The following is an 18,521-nucleotide window of genomic DNA, read 5'->3' as shown; positions in this document are numbered from 1 at the left end:
TCAGACCCAGGGCCGGGCCTGTGCTGCCTGAGACTCGAATGTGTCAATCGAGGCGGCCTTTTCCAGCGTCAGGCCGATGTCGTCGAGACCCTCAAGCAGGCAGCGTTTGCGGAACGGGTCGATGTCGAAGGTGATGACTTCGCCGTCCGACGTGGTGATGGTCTGCGCCTCCAGATCGATATCCATCCGCGCGTTGGAGCCCTTCTCCGCATCCGTCATCAGCAGGTCCACCTGCTCCTGCGGCAGGACCACCGGCAGCATGCCGTTCTTGAAGCAGTTGTTGTAGAAGATGTCGGCGAAAGAGGTCGAAACGATCACCTTGATCCCGAAATCCGCCAGTGCCCAGGGCGCGTGTTCGCGCGACGAGCCGCAGCCGAAATTGTCCCCGGCGACAAGGATCTGCGCGTCCCGGTAGGCGGGCTTGTTCAGGATGAAATCGGGGTTTTCATGGCCCTGACGATCGTAGCGCATCTCGTCAAAGGCATGCACGCCCAGACCGGACCGTTTGATCGTCTTCAGGAAGACCTTGGGGATGATCATGTCCGTGTCGATATTGACCAGCGGCATGGGGGCGGCGATGCCGCTGAGTTTCTCGAATTTATCCATCAGTTCATCTCCCGCACATCGGTGAGTTTGCCGGTGACCGCCGCCGCCGCCGCCATGGCGGGGGAGACAAGGTGCGTGCGGCCCTTGTAGCCCTGCCGCCCTTCGAAGTTACGGTTGGAGGTGGAGGCGCAGCGTTCGCCTTCCGAGAGCTGGTCGGGGTTCATCGCAAGGCACATGGAGCAGCCCGCAAGCCGCCATTCGAACCCGGCCTCCTGAAAGATCTGGGCCAGCCCCTCTTCCTCCGCCTGGGCGCGGACGAGGCCGGAGCCGGGCACGACCATGGCGCGCAGACCGTCCTTGATCTTTTTGCCCTTCAGCACGGCCGCGGCGGCGCGCAGATCCTCGATCCGGCCGTTGGTGCAGGAGCCGATAAAGACCGTGTCAATCTCGATATCCGACAGTTTCTGGCCGGGGGTCAGACCCATGTATTCGATGGCCCGGCGCGCGGCCTCGATCTTGCCGCCTTTGAAGCTTTCCGGCGTGGGGACAACGGCAGAGATCGGCAGCACATCCTCGGGCGAGGTGCCCCAGGTCACGACCGGCTCGATCTCCTCGCCCTTCAGGGTGATGACCTTGTCCCACTGGGCGTCATCGTCGGAGAAGAGCGTCTTCCACCAGCTCAGCGCGGCCTCCCACTGCGCCCCTTTCGGCGCATGGGGGCGACCCTTCACATACTCAAAGGTCTTCTCGTCCGGCGCGATCAGGCCGGCACGGGCGCCGCCTTCAATGGCCATGTTGCAGACGGTCATACGGCCTTCCATGGACAGATCGCGGATCGCCTCGCCGCAATATTCGATGACATAGCCGGTGCCGCCCGCGGTGCCGGTGGCGCCGATGACGGACAGGGTGATGTCCTTGGCGGTGACCCCGGGGCGCAGCTCGCCGGTGATCTCCACCTTCATGTTCTTGGATTTCTTCTGGATCAGCGTCTGGGTGGCCAGAACATGTTCGACCTCAGAGGTGCCGATGCCATGGGCCAGCGCGCCGAACGCACCATGGGTCGCCGTATGCGAGTCACCGCAGACCACGGTCATGCCCGGCAGGGTCCAGCCCTGTTCGGGGCCGACGATATGCACGATACCCTGACGGATATCGTTCACCGGGTAGTAGTTCACACCAAAATCCTTGGCGTTCTTGTCGAGCGCCTCGATCTGGATGCGGCTTTCCTCATTCTCGATGGCCGCGTTGCGGTCGCCGGTGGTGGGGACGTTGTGATCCGGCACGGCGATGGTCTTTTCCGGGGCGCGGACCTTGCGGTTCGACATGCGCAGACCTTCGAAAGCCTGCGGCGAGGTCACCTCATGCACGAGGTGGCGGTCGATATAGAGAAGGCAGGTGCCGTCTTCGGCCTCATGGGCGACATGGGCATCCCAGATCTTGTCGTAGAGCGTTTTGGGGGACATTGGTCCTCTCCCGTCAATTTTGAAAATGTCGAGACGATTGGATCGCGTCGCCCGTCAGGGGACGCGGCGCGGCGCTCATAGCGAGGCCAGCACCGTGTGGGTCGCACCGAAGAAACGCCAGGGCAGGCGCGCGCGGTCGTCCATATCGAAAATCCGTGTCATGCGCGCTGAGATACACCCGCCGCCCCTTTCCCGCAAGCCTCCTGCGTTGCCGATTATCATGACTGGTGATCGTCTGCCGCGTCGCCGTGAAGCCAACTCCGCGCGATATTAACATTGTCAAAAATGCGTACCGCGATCCGGGGCAGCCCGTAGGCGTTCGCCTCGATCATGCGTGCGATGCCCTGACCGTAGCTGTCGGGCACGGCATGCAAGGCAATACGGAACCGCGGGCCTATATCCTGGCGCATGGATTCAATGCAGGCATTACAGTGTATGAGGAGCTGACGCGCACTGTCGGAGGTCATCCTGGTCGAGCGCTGTTCGCTCAGATCCAGTAAAAGGCTCAGGGCGCGACCGGCAAACAATTGTTGTTCGGCACGGGACAGAAGGCTGGCCCTCTCTGCATCGGTCAGCGCGACAATCAGTTTCACTGTGAGGATGCCGGCCGCCTCAGGGCCGGAAATCTCCGCGCCGTTCCGCTGCATTCCTCACCTCCCCCGGGCAGGGTAAAACTGATCAAGCTTCACGTCCAGAAAAGCCGGGAATTGCAAAGGAAAACGTGCAATTGCACGGAACGACGCCTAGACTTGCAGGACCATGAATCCGGTCGATGACAACGATACCGCCGCAGTGGCCCTGGAAATAGCGACCCGGCTATATTCGGAGATCGCGATCTTCCTGAACGGGCTGCTGCGACCTTGGAACGGCTATCAGGTGGCGATTGCGCTGGTGCTGTTCCTTGCCGCATGGGGACTGGCACACCTGCTGACACCGCGATTTCGCGAATGGCTTCGCCTGCGCGACGGGTGGCCGAAGTGGCGGTTGCGGTTTGCGCTTCTTCTGCAGCGACGGCTGCGGCTGATCCTGTTTGTCGCGATGATCTGGCCGGTGGTCTGGGTGATGCGCGACGTGACCTGGCCATCGCGGTCCTATCTGCTGGCCGGGATCGGCAGCCTGGCCTTCGCCTGGCTGACAATCGCCCTTGTGACGCGGCTGATTGCGAATAATGCGCTCAGATGGGTTGTCAGGGCGGCCGGCTGGGTCTGGGTCACGCTGGTCATCCTCGGGCTTACGGACGAGGCGCAGCAGCTGTTCCAGAGCGTCGGCTTCACCCTTGGCGATGCGCGGATCACGCTGTGGACCATCCTTCAGGCCATCGTGATCCTCACCGCGCTGTTTACGGTGGCGCGCTTCATCAGCCATGCGTCGGCGGCCAATATCAGCCGGGTCGAGGATATCTCGCCGTCGATGCGGGTTCTGGTGGTGAAGTTCCTGCAGCTGCTTCTATACGGCATGGCGCTGTTCATCGGGCTCAAGGCGGTTGGCGTCGATCTGACCGGGCTTGCGGTGCTGTCGGGGGCGATTGGCGTGGGCCTCGGGTTTGGCCTGCAGAAGGTGGTGTCGAACCTCGTCTCGGGCATCATCATCCTGCTGGATAAATCGGTGAAGCCGGGCGATGTGATCTCGGTCGGCGAAACCTTCGGCTGGATCAATGCGCTTGGGGCGCGCTACGTGTCGATCACCACGCGGGACGGCAAGGAATACCTGATCCCGAATGAGGATCTGATCACCACGCAGGTGGTGAACTGGTCGCATTCGGACCAGTTCGTGCGGCTGGATATCTATTTCGGCACAGCCTATGCGGACGATCCCCATGCCGTCCGTCGCATCGCCATCGAGGCCGCCAAGGGCGTGGACCGGGTGCTCGTCCACAAGCCGCCGGTCTGCCATATCGTGGGGTTCGGCGACAGTTCGGTCGATTATATCCTGCGCTTCTGGATCACCGATCCGACCGGCGGGCTGACCAATATCCGGGGCAATGTGTACCTGGCGCTCTGGGATGCGTTCAAGGGAAACGGCATCTCCATCCCCTTCCCGCAGCGGGAGGTCCGGATGCTGAACGATCCGGCCCGGCTGCCCGAATGATGTGGCCGGGATGGGCCACATTTGGCACGACTGCAAACCCGGGATACCAGTTTCATTGAAATGACATGCGGGGCTTGTTACCTTTGAGCTATGTCCAGCGCCGGGACTCAGGCGGCGCGCAGCAAGGAGGACGATGTCCTGTCACTTGACATTGCCGCGGCAGATGCCGCTTCCAAAGGCGCTTGCATGACCGCGCCTGAGACACGCGACCATGAGGATCTGAGCGAAGACATTCTCGCCACCATCCTCAACTCCCTCGAAAGCGATAAGGCCGAAGAGATCGTGCAGATTGATCTGCGCGGGCGCTCCTCCATGGGCGACTTCATGGTCATCTGCTCCGGGCGCTCCTCGCGCCAGGTGGCGGCGCTGTCGGAAAAGCTGGTCGAGCGTATCAAGGAAACCTATGGCTTCACGGCCAAGGTCGAAGGCAAGGAAACCGGCGACTGGGTTCTCATCGACACTGGCGACGTGGTTGTGCACGTCTTCCGTCCGGAAGTGCGCGATTTCTACCAGCTGGAAAAGATGTGGATGCCCGCCCAGAGCGACGCCACACGCGCCTAAGCTGATCGCGTGAACCTGACGATCTGCGCTGTCGGGCGCCTGCGTAAGGGGCCCGAAGCCGAGCTGATTGACGATTACCTGACCCGCGCTTCCCGCACGGGCCGCGCCCTGGGGCTCGGTCCCGCTTCTGTCGTGGAGGTGGAGGACAAGAAGGGTGGCGGGCAGGAGGCGGAAGCGCTTCTGCTCGACAAGGCCCTGCCCGACCGCGCGACGGTGATCGCGCTTGATGAACGCGGACGCGTCATGACCTCCCCCGATTTTGCCCATCTGCTGGCCCGGCTGCGCGATCAGGGCGTGCCGGAGGCGGCCTTTGTCATCGGCGGCGCGGATGGCCTGACCGAGGCGATGCGCAGCCGCGCCGATCACCTGCTGTCCTTCGGCAAGATGGTCTGGCCGCATATGCTGGCCCGGGTGATGCTTTCGGAACAGATCTACCGCGCGACGACGATCCTCGCCGGATCGCCCTATCATCGGGCATGACGCGCTGTTACCGCAATCGCGGCGATGAGCGGCCTTCAATCCCGGGAATGAACCCGCTATCCAGTGCCGGCACAGCCGGAGACCCGCCATGACCATCCCTAAACCCGTCGTCCTCTGCATCCTCGACGGCTGGGGTCTGTCCGACCGGACGGAGGCGAACGCACCCTATCTGGCCGCGACGCCGACCTATGACCGGATCATGGCGACCTGCCCGCATGCGACACTGGTGACGCATGGCCCGGATGTCGGCCTGCCCAAGGGGCAGATGGGGAATTCCGAGGTTGGCCATACGAATATCGGCGCGGGCCGGGTGGTGGCGATGGATCTGGGCCAGATCGACCTCGCCATCGAGGACGGGTCGTTCGAGAAGAACGAAGCTTTGAACGCCTTCATCGCCGATCTGAAGAAGACCAAGGGCACCGCCCATATTATGGGGCTGGTGTCGGATGGCGGGGTGCACGGGCATCTGACGCATATCATCGCCGCCGTCCGCGCCGTGGCCGCCGCCGGCGTGCCGGTCGCACTACATGCGGTGACCGATGGGCGCGATGTGGCGCCGAAATCGGCCTATGGCTATCTGGGCGAGCTGGAAGAGGCGCTGCCGGAGCGGGCGAAGATCGCCACCGTCTCAGGCCGGTACTATGCCATGGACCGCGACAACCGGTGGGAGCGGATCTCAGAAGCCTATGCGGCGATGATCAAGGGCGAGGGCGTCAAATCCGCCACCGCCCATGCCGCCGTGACCCGCGCCTATGAGAACGGCGAGACGGATGAGTTTGTCACGCCTTCGGTCATCGGCGGCTATGCGGGCGCGAAGGATGGCGACGGCTTCTTCTGCCTCAACTTCCGCGCCGACCGCGCGCGGGAGATCCTGCGCGCCGTGGGGGAGCCGGGCTTCGATGCCTTCGACACCGGAACGCGGCCGGACTGGGCCGGGCTGCTGGGCATGGTCGACTATTCCGAGGACCACAACCGCTACATGACCACCTGCTATCCCAAGCAGCAGATCGTGAACACTCTTGGCGAATGGGTGGCCAAGCAAGGCCGCACCCAGTTCCGGCTGGCAGAGACGGAGAAATATCCCCATGTGACCTTCTTCCTCGACGGCGGGGTGGAGGTGCAGAAGGCCGGCGAGGACCGTTACATGCCGTTGTCGCCCAAGGTCGCGACCTATGATCTGCAACCAGAGATGTCCTCCGAAGAGGTGACGGAGAAGTTCGTCGTCGCCATCGAGCATGGCTATGACCTGATCGTCACCAATTTCGCCAATCCCGACATGGTCGGCCATACCGGCGATCTGAAGGCCGCGATTGCCGCCTGCGAGGCGGTGGACCGGGGGCTGGCACAGGTTGTGTCGGCGCTGGAAAAAGTGGGCGGCGCAATGATCCTGACCGCGGACCACGGCAATTGCGAGGTGATGGTGGATCCGGAAACGGGCGGGCCGCATACGGCGCATACGACGAACCTCGTTCCGGTTGCGCTCTTTGGCGGGCCTGCGGGGGCGGTGCTGCGGAATGGCAGACTGGCCGATCTGGCGCCAACGCTGCTGCAGCTGATGGGCCTGCCCCAGCCCGAGGAAATGACCGGGGAGAGCCTGCTGGCATGACACCGGCGCTCCGCAGCCTTGCCGCTCTGATGGCGCTGCTGCTGACGGCCCAGACGGCCGCCGGGCAGAGCGATCCGGCCAGTGCCGCCCGCGCGGCGGCGGAGGCGATCCATGCCGCCGGGGCTCAATTGTCAGAGGCCGAAAATGCCAGGGATCGGGTTGCCGCCCTCACGGAAACCACCCGCGCCTTCGAGGCGGGGCTCGCCGCGATGCGCGAGGGGCTGCGCCGTGTCTCGACCCGCGAGGCAGAGCTGGCGCAGGATCTGCGTGCGCGGGAGGATGAGGTGGCGCGCCTGCTGGGCACGCTACAGGTGATGGGCGGGCAGCGCTCTCCGGTTGTGCTGCTGCATCCGGCGGGGGCGCTTGGCACGGCGCGGGCGGCGATGATCGTGGCCGATGTCTCGCGCGGGCTGAACCAGCAGGCGGACGAGCTGCGCGATCGTCTGGACGAGGCGCGGGTGCTGCGCCAGCTGCAGCAGAGTGCGGCGGATACGCTGGCCGAAGGGCTGCGCGGCGTCCAGACAGCCCGGACGGAGCTGAGCCAGGCGGTGGCCGACCGCACCGACCTGCCCCGCAAGTTCACCGAAGACCCGATCAAGACCGCCCTTCTCATCGCCTCAACAGAAACGCTGGATGCTTTTGCCTCGGGGCTTACCGGCATCGCGGAGGAGGAGCAGGCGATCGCCCTGCCCTCCGTCACCGACCGCAAGGGCGACATTCCCCTGCCCGTCCTCGGCCGCGTCCTGCGCCGCGCCGGAGAGGCGGATGCGGCCGGCGTTACCCGCCCCGGCATTGTGGTGGCCACCCGGCCACGGGCGCTGGTCACGACCCCCACGGCAGCGACGATCCGCTACCGGGGGCCTTTGCTCGACTACGGAAATGTGATGATCCTTGAGCCGGAACCGGGGATTCTTTTCGTGTTCGCCGGGCTGGACGTGGTCTATGGTGCCGCCGGTAACGTGCTGGCCGCCGGGGCACCCGTCGGGCTCATGGGCGGGCCGGAGGCTGATCTGGGCGCGGTTTTGTCGGAGGCGCAGCCCGCATCGGGTGCAGGCCGCAGCGAAACACTCTATATCGAGGTCCGTGAGGACAATACCCCGCAGAACCCGGGTGACTGGTTCAGAGGCACAGAGGATTGAGAGCATGAAAAAGCATTTGGTCGCGGGTATCGTCGGCGTCACGGCAGGCCTTCTTGGCACCACGCAGGTCGCCGCGCCGCTGCTGGCGCAGGATGCCGCCAAGAACAGCAGCGTTTACGAACAGCTTGACCTCTTTGGCGATATTTTCGAGCGTATCCGCGCGCAATATGTCGAAGAAGTGGACGAGAAGAAGCTGATCGAGGCCGCGATCGACGGCATGCTGACCTCGCTCGACCCGCATTCCAGCTATCTCTCTCCCGATGACGCCGCGAATATGCGGGTCCAGACCCGCGGCGAATTTGGCGGGCTCGGCATCGAAGTGACGCAGGAAGAGGGCTTTGTGAAGGTCGTCTCGCCGATGGACGGCACGCCGGCGGCAGAGGCCGGGGTCGAGGCGGGCGATTTCATCACCCATGTCGATGGCGAGAGCCTGCTGGGCCTGACCCTGGACGATGCGGTCGAGATGATGCGCGGGCCGGTCGGGTCCGAAATCGTGGTGACCGTGGTTCGCGAAGGCGAATCGGAACCGTTCGACATCTCGATCATCCGCGACACGATCAAACTGACCGCCGCCCGCGTCCGGACGGAAGGTCACGCCATCGTCGCGCGTGTGACCACGTTCAACGATCAGACCACACCGAACCTGACCGAAGGGCTGGAGCGGGAAATCGAGGCGGCCGGCGGGCTGGCGAATGTGACCGGCGTCGTGCTTGATCTGCGCAACAACCCCGGCGGCCTGCTGACGCAGGCCATCCGGGTGTCCGATACCTTCCTCGACGCCGGCGAGATCGTTTCGACTCGGGGTCGCGCGCCCGAGGATGGCGAACGGTTCAACGCCACGGCCGGGGATATTATCGACGGCAAACCGATTGTCGTGCTGATCAACGGCGGCTCCGCCTCCGCGTCGGAAATCGTCGCGGGTGCGCTGCAGGACCACCGCCGGGCCATTGTCGTGGGGACCAAATCCTTTGGTAAGGGGTCGGTGCAGACGGTGATGCCGCTGCGGGGCGACGGCGCGATGCGGCTGACCACGGCGCGCTATTACACGCCGTCGGGACGGTCGATCCAGGCGCTTGGCGTGGCACCCGACATCATTGTTGAACAGCCGCGCGTTAACCCCGATGCGCCGGAGGCCGAAGAAGACAGCCCGGCAGCACGGCGGCGGTCGGAAGCCGACCTGCGCGGCGCGCTGAACAATGACAGCCTGACCGAGGATCAGAAGCGCCAGATGGAGGCAGAGCAGGCTGAGGCAGAGGCCTCTGCTGCGCTGCGCGACGAGGATTACCAGCTGGCCTATGCGGTCGACATCCTCAAGGGGCTCGTCGCGCTGCAGCCGCCGACGAAGTAAGACGATATCAAATCATGTGAGAGGACGGCCGGACCCGGCCGTCCTTTTTTATGGGTTCAAAGGCTGAGTGTACCGCGGATGCAGGGCGTCACCTCGCCGCCGACCCAGACCTCAGGTCCATCGCTGGTGATATGGACCCGCCCATCACGTCCCAGCTCCAGCCCCTGTGCCGCGATATAGTCGCGCGGGGCGATGCCCGCGCCGATCAGCCATTGCGCGACCGAGGCGTTGAGCGATCCGGTGACCGGATCCTCGTAGGCGCCCGTGAAGGCGCGCAGTTCGAAATCATATCCCGCGCCCGCCGCCGCCGGGGCCACAAGGCCGAATTTGTGCCCGGCAAAACCCGCGTAATTCGGTTGGATCGCCTTCAGCGTCGCCACGTCGCGCAGCAGGACGCCACACCAGCCGGGGCCGTTGTCGATCCATTCCACCGCCTCGATATCGGTGTCCGACAGGCCGAGCGCGGCAGGCAGGACCGACCGCACCTCGTCCCCGGCCGGACCGGAGCGGACGAGCGGCGGGGCGCGGAAGGCCAGCCGGGTGCCGTCGCGCCGAATCGGGATCAGACCGGCGGCACAGTGCTGAATGACCGTCTCTCCCCCGGGTTCGCCACCGGCGGCCAGCCAGGCGGCGCAGGATCCCAGCGTCGGATGCCCGGCAAAGGGCAGCTCCCGCGCGGGGGTGAAAATGCGCAGGCTGTAATCGGCCCTCGGCGCGGCGGGCGGCAGGAGGAAGGTGGTTTCCGACAGGTTCGTCCAGTTGGCAATGCGCGCCATGGTGGCGTCATCCAGGCCGGTGGCGTCATGGACCACGGCCAGCGGGTTGCCCCGCAACGGGGCGGAGGCAAAGACATCGAGCTGGGAGAAAGCAAAATCGGGCATGGGGGGCTCCTTTCGGCGCCACCCTCTGTACTGCGGCGACGGAAGGCAAGCCCCCTGCCGCGACGCCTGTCAGATCGCCGAGGAATGGCGGGCCCCCGCCATGTCATAGGCGTCAAAGGCGCGGGCGATCATGCGGGTCAGCGGGCGCGCCGCCACCGGAATACGCAGGCCCTGATCGTCGACGATCAGCAGGCCGTCAAAGCCTGCATTGACCCGGTCGAACATCGCCCGCGCGGTCCCGGGCGTCAGCCCCCAATCCCGCGACAGCTCCTCCGTCGAGATGGCGAAATCGCACATCAGCGCCTCGATGATGCGGCCACGCATGCGGTCCTCTCCGGCAAAGGCATGGCCCCGCGCGGTGGAGAACCGCCCCTCCCGGATCGCCGCGATATGGGCGGAGGTGGCGGGCGCATTCTGCGCATAGCCCTGCGGAAAGCGGGAGATGGAGGAGGCGCCGACGCCCAGCAGAACCTCGGAGGTATCGTCGGTATAGCCCTGGAAGTTACGCCGAAGCCGTCCGGCCCGCTGCGCCGTGGACAGCCCGTCAGACGGCAGGGCGAAATGGTCGATCCCGATCTCGTCATAGCCGTCCCAGGCAAAAAGCTTGCGCGCGGTCTCGAACAGGTCGAGCCGTTCGCGCGGCGTGGGCAGCGCGTCGGAGGGCAGCATGGACTGGCGCCGCGCCATCCAGGGCACATGGGCATAGCCGTAAAGCGCCACCCGGTCGGGCGAGAGCGCCAGCAGCTTCTGCACGGAATCGGTGATGCGGGCATTCGTCTGGTGCGGCAGGCCAAAGAGGATATCGGCATTGAGGGATTGCACCCCGGCGGCGCGGATCGCCTCTACCGCATCGCGGGTGACCTCAAAACTCTGCAACCGGCCGATGCTGGACTGGATGTCGGGGTCGAAATCCTGCACGCCAATGGAGGCGCGGTTCATGCCCGCCGCCGCCAGCGCGGCCAGCCGGTCCGCGTCGATCTCATTCGGGTCAATCTCGACGGAGAATTCATAGCCTTCGGCAAAGGGCGCCAGATCGGCAATGGCCCCGGCGAGGTCACGCATCATTCCCGCCGACAGCAGCGTGGGCGTGCCGCCGCCCCAGTGCAGCCGCGACAGGCGCACACCGCGGGGCAGATGTTCGGCCAGCAGCTTCAGCTCCGCGCGCAGCACTTCCAGATAGGCCTCGACCGGGCGGTCGCTCTGCGTGCCCTGGGTGCGGCAGGCGCAGAACCAGCAGAGCCTGCGGCAGAAGGGCACGTGCACATAAAGGGAGATCTCGCCGTTTTCCGGGATCGCCCTGATCCAGCTGGCAAATTCGCCTGCACCGACATTTGCCGCGAAATGCGGGGCGGTGGGATAGCTGGTGTACCGCGGCACTTTCGCGTCAAACAGTCCCAGCCGTTCAAGTTGCGCTTTCTGTATCATGCGTATACCTTTAGGGGCAGGGAAACCGGGTCCACCTTGACCCAGATCAAGCGCGCGATTGTTTCATGCTCCTGTCCGAAACACATCATGATCACATGGATTGCTCCGGCTGCCCGATCCGGCACCGCGCGGTCTGTGCCCGCTGCGATTCCGAAGAGCTGGAGCGGCTGGAAGAGATCAAGTATTACCGCAGCTTCCAGGCCGGGCAGAACATCATCTGGTCCGGCGATCCGCTGGAATTCGTGGGATCTGTCGTGTCCGGCATCGCCTCGCTCAGCCAGACGATGGAGGACGGGCGCACCCAGATGGTGGGCCTTTTGCTGCCGTCGGATTTCGTCGGACGTCCGGGGCGGGATTCGGCTGCCTATAATGTCGTGGCGACGACCGATCTGGTCATGTGCTGTTTCCGCAAGAAGCCGTTTGAACAGATGATGGAACGGACGCCGCATATCGCACAGCGCCTGCTACAGATGACGCTGGACGAGCTGGATGCCGCACGGGAGTGGATGCTGGTGCTGGGCCGCAAGACGGCGCGGGAAAAGATCGCCTCCCTGCTGGCGATCATCGCGCGGCGCAGCGCCTCTCTGTCCAAGAGCCATGCCGACGGGCGGATGGTCTTTGACCTGCCGCTGACGCGGGAGGCGATGGCGGATTACCTCGGCCTGACGCTGGAGACGGTGAGCCGCCAGATCTCCGCCCTGAAAAAGGACGGGGTGATCGTGCTGGAAGGCAAGCGCCACGTGATCGTGCCGGATATGGACCGCCTGATGGAAGAAGCGGGCGATGACAGCGACGGCGGTGTGCTGAACTGAGGCAGGGCCTCAGCCTGTCTTTATCTTCATGATTTATGGCCCCTGTGCCAGCTATATCATGTGCCAGATGTCGCTGCCCGGCGGTGCCGCCGGGCGGGTCGTCTGACCGATATCGCCCTCAATGCGCCATCAGCATCGGCAGTTCCGCCGCCTCCAGCATGTCGCGCGTCGCGCCGCCCAGCACGGCCTCCCGGAACCGGGAATGGCCATAGCCGCCCAAGACGACCAGCTCCGCCTCGATATCCTGTGCCTGCCGGATGAAGACATCGGCCACGCGCGGCATGGTCCGGGCCATCACGTCGATCTCCACCCGGATGCCGTGGCGGGAGAGCCATTGCGCCAGCATGCCGCCGGGATCGGAGCGGCCCGCGCCATGCACCGGCGGGTCAACGATCAGCACGCGGGTGGTCTGGGCCGTCTTCAGGAAAGGGATCGCCGCACGGACCGCCGCCAGCGACTCGGGGCTTTCGTTCCAGCAGATCAGCGCCGTTCCAAGCGCCTTGGGCAGCGGATCGGCCCCGGGCAGGACCAGCACCGGCGTGCGCGCGTCAAACAGCGCGGCCTCCAGCACGGCGGGCAGCTCATTGCCCAGATCCTTGCCATAGGGTTTCGGCAATAGCGCCAGATCGGCATAGCGCAGCCGGTCAGAGACCTTGCGCCCGATATCCATCATCTGCGCCAGCCCGGTGTCGAGCGACCAGCGGATCTCCTCCGCCTCCAGCAGCTTGCGGGCGGCGGCCTCCAGTCTCTGGCTTTCCTCCCGCGCTTCGGTGATGGCCTGCTGGACCAGCACCGCGCTGGCATCGGCGTAATAATAGCCCGCCTGCGTGCGGTCGACGCCCAGGGCCAGCACATCGAGATGCGCTTCAAGATTGCGGGCCGTAACGATGGCCGCGCCCAGCAGGGGCGGCAGGCCGGAGGGCTCGGTCAGAACGGTCGAGATGGTTTTGTAAGTCATGGCATCACCCGGTTTCATGGTTTTGTTCAGAATGCCGGATAGCTTTCTGTCGCACCTTGAGCCCGATCATGAAGAACGGGCTTTTGAATTGACGCAGATCAAGGCTCTCCGGCCGCGACGATTCCATTAAGCGTCCAGTCGAATAGCCGAAACGCGGGCCGCACCGCCCGCGAAGGACTGACGAAGGGACGCGAAATGACAAATGCAGTTAAGCTTGTCGCGCTCGGCCTGATTGCCCTCTTTGCGGCAATCGCGGCCAATTACGCGCGCGATCTGGCATATATGGTGAACGCGCTTGTGGTCATGCTGACCGCGGGCGGCCTGTTCCTGTGGACACTCCGCAATACCGGGGAGGAGGTCGTCTCCATCGACCGCTCCGGGGAGTATATGGACGAGGTGGTGCGCTACGGCGTGATCGCCACCGCCTTCTGGGGGGTCGTGGGCTTCCTCGTCGGCATTGTCATCGCCTTCCAGCTGGCCTTTCCGGTGCTCAATTTCGAATGGGCGCAGGGCTTTCTGAACTTCGGGCGGCTGCGTCCGCTGCATACCTCCGCCGTGATCTTCGCCTTTGGCGGCAATGCCCTGATCGCCACGTCCTTCTACGTGGTGCAGCGCACTTCCGCGACGCGGCTCTGGGGCGGGAACCTCGGGTGGTTCGTCTTCTGGGGCTATAACCTGTTCATCGTGCTGGCGGCGCTGAGCTATGTCCTCGGCGGGTCGCAGTCCAAGGAATATGCCGAACCCGAATGGTATGTCGACCTCTGGCTGACGATCGTCTGGGTGGCCTATCTGGCGGTCTTCCTCGGCACGATCATCATGCGCAAGGAACGCCACATCTACGTGGCGAACTGGTTCTACCTGTCGTTCATCGTAACCGTGGCCATGCTGCACGTGGTCAACAACCTCAGCATCCCGGTGTCCATCTTCGGGTCGAAATCGGTGCAGGTCTTTGCCGGTGTCCAGGATGCCATGACCCAGTGGTGGTACGGGCACAACGCCGTGGGCTTCTTCCTGACGGCAGGGTTCCTGGGCATGATGTACTACTTCATCCCGAAACAGGCCGAACGCCCAGTCTACAGCTACAAACTGTCGATCATCCACTTCTGGGCGCTGATCTTCATCTATATCTGGGCCGGTCCGCACCACCTGCATTACACCGCCCTGCCTGACTGGGCCTCGACCCTGGGCATGGTGTTCTCCGTCGTGCTGTGGATGCCCAGCTGGGGTGGCATGATCAACGGCCTGATGACGCTCTCGGGCGCATGGGACAAGCTGCGCACCGATCCGGTGATCCGGATGATGGTGATCGCGGTGGGCTTCTACGGCATGTCGACCTTCGAAGGCCCGATGATGTCGATCAAGGCGGTGAACTCGCTGTCGCATTACACCGACTGGACCATTGGGCATGTGCATTCCGGCGCGCTTGGATGGAACGGCATGATCACCTTCGGCGCGCTCTACTTCCTCGTGCCGAAACTCTGGCAGCGGGAGCGGCTCTATTCGCTGTCGATGGTCAGCTGGCACTTCTGGCTCGCCACGATCGGGATCGTTCTCTACGCCGCCTCGATGTGGGTGACGGGGATCATGGAAGGTCTGATGTGGCGCGAGGTGGACGCCAATGGCTTCCTCGTCAACAGCTTCGCCGACACGGTGGCCGCAAAGTTCCCGATGTACGTGGTGCGCGGTCTGGGCGGGGTCATGTACCTGACGGGCGCGATCATCATGTGCGCGAACCTCTACCTGACGGTGAAACGTCAGCCCGCCATCGAGAGCAGCAACGGCCTCGTGCCCGCGGAATAAGGAAACAGGACAATGGGAATTCTCGACAAACACAAGGTCCTGGAGAAGAACGCGACGCTCCTGCTCGCCCTCTCCTTCGCCGTGGTCACCGTGGGCGGCATCGTGGAAATCGCCCCCCTCTTCTACCTCGAAAACACCATCGAGGATGTGGAGGGGGTGCGCCCCTACACCCCGCTCGAACTGGCCGGGCGCGACATCTACATCCGGGAGGGCTGCTATGTTTGCCATTCCCAGATGATCCGTCCGATGCGGGACGAGGTGGAGCGCTATGGCCATTATTCGCTGGCGGCGGAGTCGAAATACGACCACCCGTTCCAGTGGGGATCGAAGCGGACCGGGCCCGACCTGGCCCGCGTCGGCGGCCGCTATTCGGATGAATGGCATGTCGACCACCTGCGCGACCCGCAGTCCGTCGTGCCGGAATCGGTGATGCCGAAATACGGCTTCCTGGAGAATACGCTGATCGATGGCGAATATATCCAGGACATCATGGCGACCCATCGCTTCGTCGGCGTCCCCTATACCGAGGAGATGCTGGAAAACGCCCAGCAGGATTTCGCTGTGCAGGCCGATCCGGACAAGGATTACGACGGTCTGATCGAACGCTACGGCGACAAGGCGCAGGTGCGCAATTTCGACGGGCGGCCCGGCATTTCCGAAATGGATGCGTTGATCGCCTATCTCCAGATGCTCGGCACGCTGGTCGATTTCTCGACCTTCACGCCCGACGCCAGCCGGTAAGGAGGCCCCCATGGATACCTATTCCATCCTGCGCGAATTCGCCGACAGCTGGATGCTGCTCGCCATGTTCGGCTTCTTCCTGGGCGTGATCCTCTGGGTCCTGCGTCCGGGCAGCCGCGCCACCTATGCCGAAACGGCCGGAATTCCGTTCCGGAACGAACAGAGCCCCGCCGGGGCCGACGCCAAGAAGGAGGCGTGAGATGAGCGATCTCAAGGACAAACACGGCACGACCGGCCACAGCTGGGACGGGATCGAGGAGCTGAACACGCCCCTGCCCCGCTGGTGGCTCTATACCTTCTACATCTGCATTGTCTGGGGCGTGATCTACACGATCCTTTACCCGGCCTGGCCGCTGGTGAACCGGGCGACCTCCGGGGTGCTGGGCTATTCGACACGCGGCGAGGTCGCTGCGGATATCGAGGCGGTGAACCAGTCCAACGCCGCGATCAACGAAAAGCTGGCCTCGGTCGACCTGGCAAGCGTCACCACCGATCCGGAGCTGAACGGCTATGCCGTCTCCGCAGGGTCGGCGGTCTTCAAGACCTGGTGCGCCCAGTGCCACGGCTCGGGTGCGGCGGGGGCCAAGGGGTATCCCAACCTGCTGGATGACGACTGGCTCTGGGGTGGCGATATCGAAGCGATCCATCACACGATCGCCAACGGTATCCGCAACGAGGATGGCGAGGACCCGCGGTATTCGGAAATGCCCGCCTTCGGCCGCGACGAGCTGCTGGAGAAGGGCGATGTGGAGGCCGTGGTGAATTACGTGCTCTCCCTTTCCGGTGACCCGGTCGATGCGTCCCTGGTTGAAACCGGCGCCACGGTCTTTGCCGACAATTGCGCCGCTTGCCATGCCGAAGACGGCACCGGCGACCGGGAGCAAGGCGCGCCGAACCTGACGGATGCGATCTGGCTCTATGGCGGCGATTACGACACGGTCTACCAGACGGTCTGGAATTCGCGCTTTGGCGTGATGCCGGCCTGGCAGACCCGCCTGACAGAGGCCCAGATCCGTGCGGTCACGGCCTATGTCCACCAGCTTGGCGGGGGGGAATAGGCTGTCATGTCGTCGCGCGTTCCCGGTCCCGAGGCTTATTATCTCGAACTTAGGGCAGCGCCGCCCGGTGGGGGCGGGTCGGCGCTGCCCTGCGGTGCCGCCGGGCGGGCGCTCTGACCAGACGTTACCTGAATTGGCGGGGGGATGCCCCCCGCCTGACGCCAACCCCGCAGGCCAAGTGCGGGGCGGCACCGGCAGTTTCTCCTGTTCGCGCGTTTCCTTGAAGCGTCCGGTGCCAATACTGGGAAAGGCCCTCGGATCTCCGGGGGCCTTTTTCATCTGTACCGGGGGGAAGCTTCAGCGGGTTATTCCGCGGCAAGTGGCGCGGCGCTGCGGCCGATCTCGGACACATCGGCGATGACGCCGGTGATCAGGTTGCAAAAGGCGTCGAAGTCCGGCCGCGGCTCGATCCTGGCTTCATCCATATAGAGCGCGCGGTCGATCTCGATCTGGATGGCGTGCTGGCGGCGCGAGGGGCGACCGTAATGCTGCGCGATATAGGCGCCGGCAAATGGCGAATTCCGCACGACCCTCAGACCGGCCCGTGTCAGGGCATCCTCGACCCGCGTCACAATCTCGGGCGTTGCGGCGGCACCGAAACGGTCGCCCAGCACCACATCGGGGCGCCGCACCCCGGCGCGGGATATGCAATCCACCGCCTCATGCGGCATGGAGTGGCAGTCGATCAGAATCGCCTCTCCGAACAGACGATGGGACTGGTCGATCTGGTTCTGCAGCGCCTCGTGATAGGGATACCAGGTGCGCAGCAGCCGCTGCCGGGCCTCTGTATAGGGCAGTTTACCGCGATAGATCGCCCGACCGTTGGACACGACGCGGGGGATCACGCCCAGCCCGGAGGCGACACGGGGGTTATGCGCGCCGCGCCGGATGCCCTCAACCACCGCCGGATCAAGCTCGTCCACACTGCGGTTGAGATCGACATAGGCGCGCGGCGCACGTGCCGCAAGAAGCGGCGCGCCGAATTCCGGCGCCGCCTCAAAAAGCCGGTCGACAAAGGCGTCTTCGGAACTGCGGATGGCATGCGCATCCAACAGGGATGACTTTAGAAAATGAGGCTCGTAGTCCTGCCCGGAATGGGGCGAGGAGAAGATCACCGAAGTCGTCCGGCGCGCGGGAAGCCTGAGGTCGAAAGTGGGCAATGGATCATTCCGTTCGGTCGGGCAAATATAGACTGAAAAATTCCCCGGCCAAAAGGCTTGATCCCCCTTTCGACTCTCATTATAGACACGCGGACCGGCGCGGGCACCCCGCGCCCCTTTTGATTAAGGGGCGAGGAACCGCAAGGGTACATGGGCGGTTAGCTCAGCGGTAGAGCACTTCGTTGACATCGAAGGGGTCACAAGTTCGATCCTTGTACCGCCCACCATGTTTCACCGGCCCCCGGCCATGACGGCCCCGGGTCAAATTGCGAATCAGGCGCTCGCCGCGCCGCGAAGAAGGAGATGGCCATGAAGGTCCGTAACTCGCTCCGCTCGCTGAAGCAGCGCCACCGCGATTGCCGCGTCGTGCGCCGCAAAGGCCGCGTCTATGTGATCAACAAGACGCAGCGCAAGTTCAAAGCCCGCCAGGGCTGAACCTGTTCAGCACAGCATGA

General features: G+C 64.3%; 19 protein-coding genes and 1 tRNA gene. 13 read left to right on the top strand and 7 right to left on the bottom strand.

The genetic code is table 11. The annotated features are described in order from the left end of the window. The 3 genes from leuD to ACRARG_RS14100 form a co-directional block, all read right to left on the bottom strand. The gene (leuD, locus tag ACRARG_RS14110; RefSeq protein WP_432690648.1) at positions 1–606 is read right to left on the bottom strand and encodes a 3-isopropylmalate dehydratase small subunit; all 606 of its coding nucleotides are present in this window, start codon (positions 604–606) and stop codon (positions 1–3) included. Continuing rightward, entirely contained in the window at positions 606–2,009 is a 1,404-nt protein-coding gene (gene leuC, locus ACRARG_RS14105; protein ID WP_432690647.1) for a 3-isopropylmalate dehydratase large subunit, read from the bottom strand. The genes leuD and leuC overlap by 1 nt, the downstream gene beginning before the upstream one ends. A gap of 218 nt (positions 2,010–2,227) precedes the next feature. Further along, on the bottom strand, positions 2,228–2,656 hold the full coding sequence (locus tag ACRARG_RS14100) for a hypothetical protein (protein ID WP_432690646.1): 429 nt from the start codon (positions 2,654–2,656) through the stop codon (positions 2,228–2,230). A 112-nt stretch (positions 2,657–2,768) separates the two neighbouring features. Between ACRARG_RS14100 and ACRARG_RS14095 the strand changes: the two genes are divergently transcribed. The 6 genes from ACRARG_RS14095 (at position 2,769) to ACRARG_RS14070 (ending at position 9,231) form a co-directional block, all read left to right on the top strand. Then, positions 2,769–4,097, top strand: coding sequence for a mechanosensitive ion channel family protein (locus tag ACRARG_RS14095; protein ID WP_432690645.1), 1,329 nt, complete (start codon positions 2,769–2,771; stop codon positions 4,095–4,097). A gap of 90 nt (positions 4,098–4,187) precedes the next feature. Then, on the top strand, positions 4,188–4,658 hold the full coding sequence (rsfS, locus tag ACRARG_RS14090; protein WP_432690644.1) for a ribosome silencing factor: 471 nt from the start codon (positions 4,188–4,190) through the stop codon (positions 4,656–4,658). Positions 4,659–4,667: 9 nt separating this feature from the next. Further along, positions 4,668–5,138, top strand: a complete 471-nt coding sequence (gene rlmH, locus ACRARG_RS14085) for a 23S rRNA (pseudouridine(1915)-N(3))-methyltransferase RlmH (protein WP_432690643.1) — start codon at positions 4,668–4,670, stop codon at positions 5,136–5,138. 88 nt (positions 5,139–5,226) lie between these two features. Beyond that, complete coding sequence (gpmI, locus tag ACRARG_RS14080) at positions 5,227–6,744, top strand: 2,3-bisphosphoglycerate-independent phosphoglycerate mutase (protein ID WP_432690642.1); 1,518 nt, start codon at positions 5,227–5,229, stop codon at positions 6,742–6,744. Continuing rightward, positions 6,741–7,883 carry a murein hydrolase activator EnvC family protein gene (locus tag ACRARG_RS14075; RefSeq protein WP_432690641.1) on the top strand — a complete coding sequence of 381 codons (1,143 nt, stop codon included), beginning with the start codon at positions 6,741–6,743 and terminating at the stop codon, positions 7,881–7,883. The genes gpmI and ACRARG_RS14075 overlap by 4 nt, the downstream gene beginning before the upstream one ends. Before the next feature lie 4 nt (positions 7,884–7,887). After that, entirely contained in the window at positions 7,888–9,231 is a 1,344-nt protein-coding gene (locus ACRARG_RS14070; protein ID WP_432690640.1) for a S41 family peptidase, read from the top strand. Between the two features lie 56 nt (positions 9,232–9,287). On the opposite strand, the gene ACRARG_RS14065 is transcribed toward ACRARG_RS14070, so the two are convergent. Both ACRARG_RS14065 and hemN read right to left on the bottom strand, forming a co-directional pair. Further along, positions 9,288–10,112, bottom strand: a complete 825-nt coding sequence (locus ACRARG_RS14065) for a PhzF family protein (RefSeq protein WP_432690639.1) — start codon at positions 10,110–10,112, stop codon at positions 9,288–9,290. 69 nt (positions 10,113–10,181) lie between these two features. Beyond that, entirely contained in the window at positions 10,182–11,537 is a 1,356-nt protein-coding gene (hemN, locus tag ACRARG_RS14060) for an oxygen-independent coproporphyrinogen III oxidase (RefSeq protein WP_432690638.1), read from the bottom strand. Positions 11,538–11,602: 65 nt separating this feature from the next. On the opposite strand from hemN, the gene fnrL reads away from it, so the two are divergent. Beyond that, the gene (gene fnrL, locus ACRARG_RS14055; protein ID WP_432690637.1) at positions 11,603–12,349 is read left to right on the top strand and encodes a transcriptional regulator FnrL; all 747 of its coding nucleotides are present in this window, start codon (positions 11,603–11,605) and stop codon (positions 12,347–12,349) included. Positions 12,350–12,467: 118 nt separating this feature from the next. Here the strand turns inward: fnrL and ACRARG_RS14050 are convergent, their stop codons facing one another. After that, positions 12,468–13,307 (bottom strand): universal stress protein, encoded by an 840-nt coding sequence (locus ACRARG_RS14050; protein ID WP_432690636.1) that lies wholly within the window; start codon positions 13,305–13,307, stop codon positions 12,468–12,470. 195 nt (positions 13,308–13,502) lie between these two features. Between ACRARG_RS14050 and ccoN the strand changes: the two genes are divergently transcribed. Genes ccoN through ccoP form a run of 4 tightly spaced genes read left to right on the top strand, consistent with a single transcriptional unit; the run spans position 13,503 to position 16,906 of the window. Next, positions 13,503–15,107 carry a cytochrome-c oxidase, cbb3-type subunit I gene (gene ccoN / locus ACRARG_RS14045; RefSeq protein ID WP_432690635.1) on the top strand — a complete coding sequence of 535 codons (1,605 nt, stop codon included), beginning with the start codon at positions 13,503–13,505 and terminating at the stop codon, positions 15,105–15,107. 12 nt (positions 15,108–15,119) lie between these two features. Continuing rightward, positions 15,120–15,848 carry a cytochrome-c oxidase, cbb3-type subunit II gene (ccoO, locus tag ACRARG_RS14040; RefSeq protein ID WP_432690634.1) on the top strand — a complete coding sequence of 243 codons (729 nt, stop codon included), beginning with the start codon at positions 15,120–15,122 and terminating at the stop codon, positions 15,846–15,848. Between the two features lie 10 nt (positions 15,849–15,858). Then, the gene (locus ACRARG_RS14035) at positions 15,859–16,047 is read left to right on the top strand and encodes a cbb3-type cytochrome c oxidase subunit 3 (RefSeq protein WP_432690633.1); all 189 of its coding nucleotides are present in this window, start codon (positions 15,859–15,861) and stop codon (positions 16,045–16,047) included. A gap of 1 nt (position 16,048) precedes the next feature. After that, entirely contained in the window at positions 16,049–16,906 is an 858-nt protein-coding gene (gene ccoP / locus ACRARG_RS14030; RefSeq protein WP_432690632.1) for a cytochrome-c oxidase, cbb3-type subunit III, read from the top strand. Positions 16,907–17,211: 305 nt separating this feature from the next. Here the strand turns inward: ccoP and ACRARG_RS14025 are convergent, their stop codons facing one another. Further along, positions 17,212–18,066, bottom strand: a complete 855-nt coding sequence (locus tag ACRARG_RS14025) for an N-formylglutamate amidohydrolase (RefSeq protein ID WP_432690631.1) — start codon at positions 18,064–18,066, stop codon at positions 17,212–17,214. 152 nt (positions 18,067–18,218) lie between these two features. Between ACRARG_RS14025 and ACRARG_RS14020 the strand changes: the two genes are divergently transcribed. Both ACRARG_RS14020 and ykgO read left to right on the top strand, forming a co-directional pair. Then, a tRNA-Val gene (locus ACRARG_RS14020) sits at positions 18,219–18,293 on the top strand. Positions 18,294–18,375: 82 nt separating this feature from the next. Beyond that, a complete protein-coding gene (gene ykgO, locus ACRARG_RS14015; protein WP_007255499.1) occupies positions 18,376–18,501 on the top strand; it encodes a type B 50S ribosomal protein L36 in 126 nt (41 codons plus the stop codon). The last annotated feature ends 20 nt before the right edge of the window (positions 18,502–18,521 follow it).

Source organism: Pseudooceanicola profundi, assembly GCF_050897955.1.
Taxonomy (GTDB): domain Bacteria; phylum Pseudomonadota; class Alphaproteobacteria; order Rhodobacterales; family Rhodobacteraceae; genus Pseudooceanicola.
The sequence above is the reverse complement of the archived record's forward strand: the minus strand, read 5'-3'. Positions and strand labels throughout refer to the sequence as shown.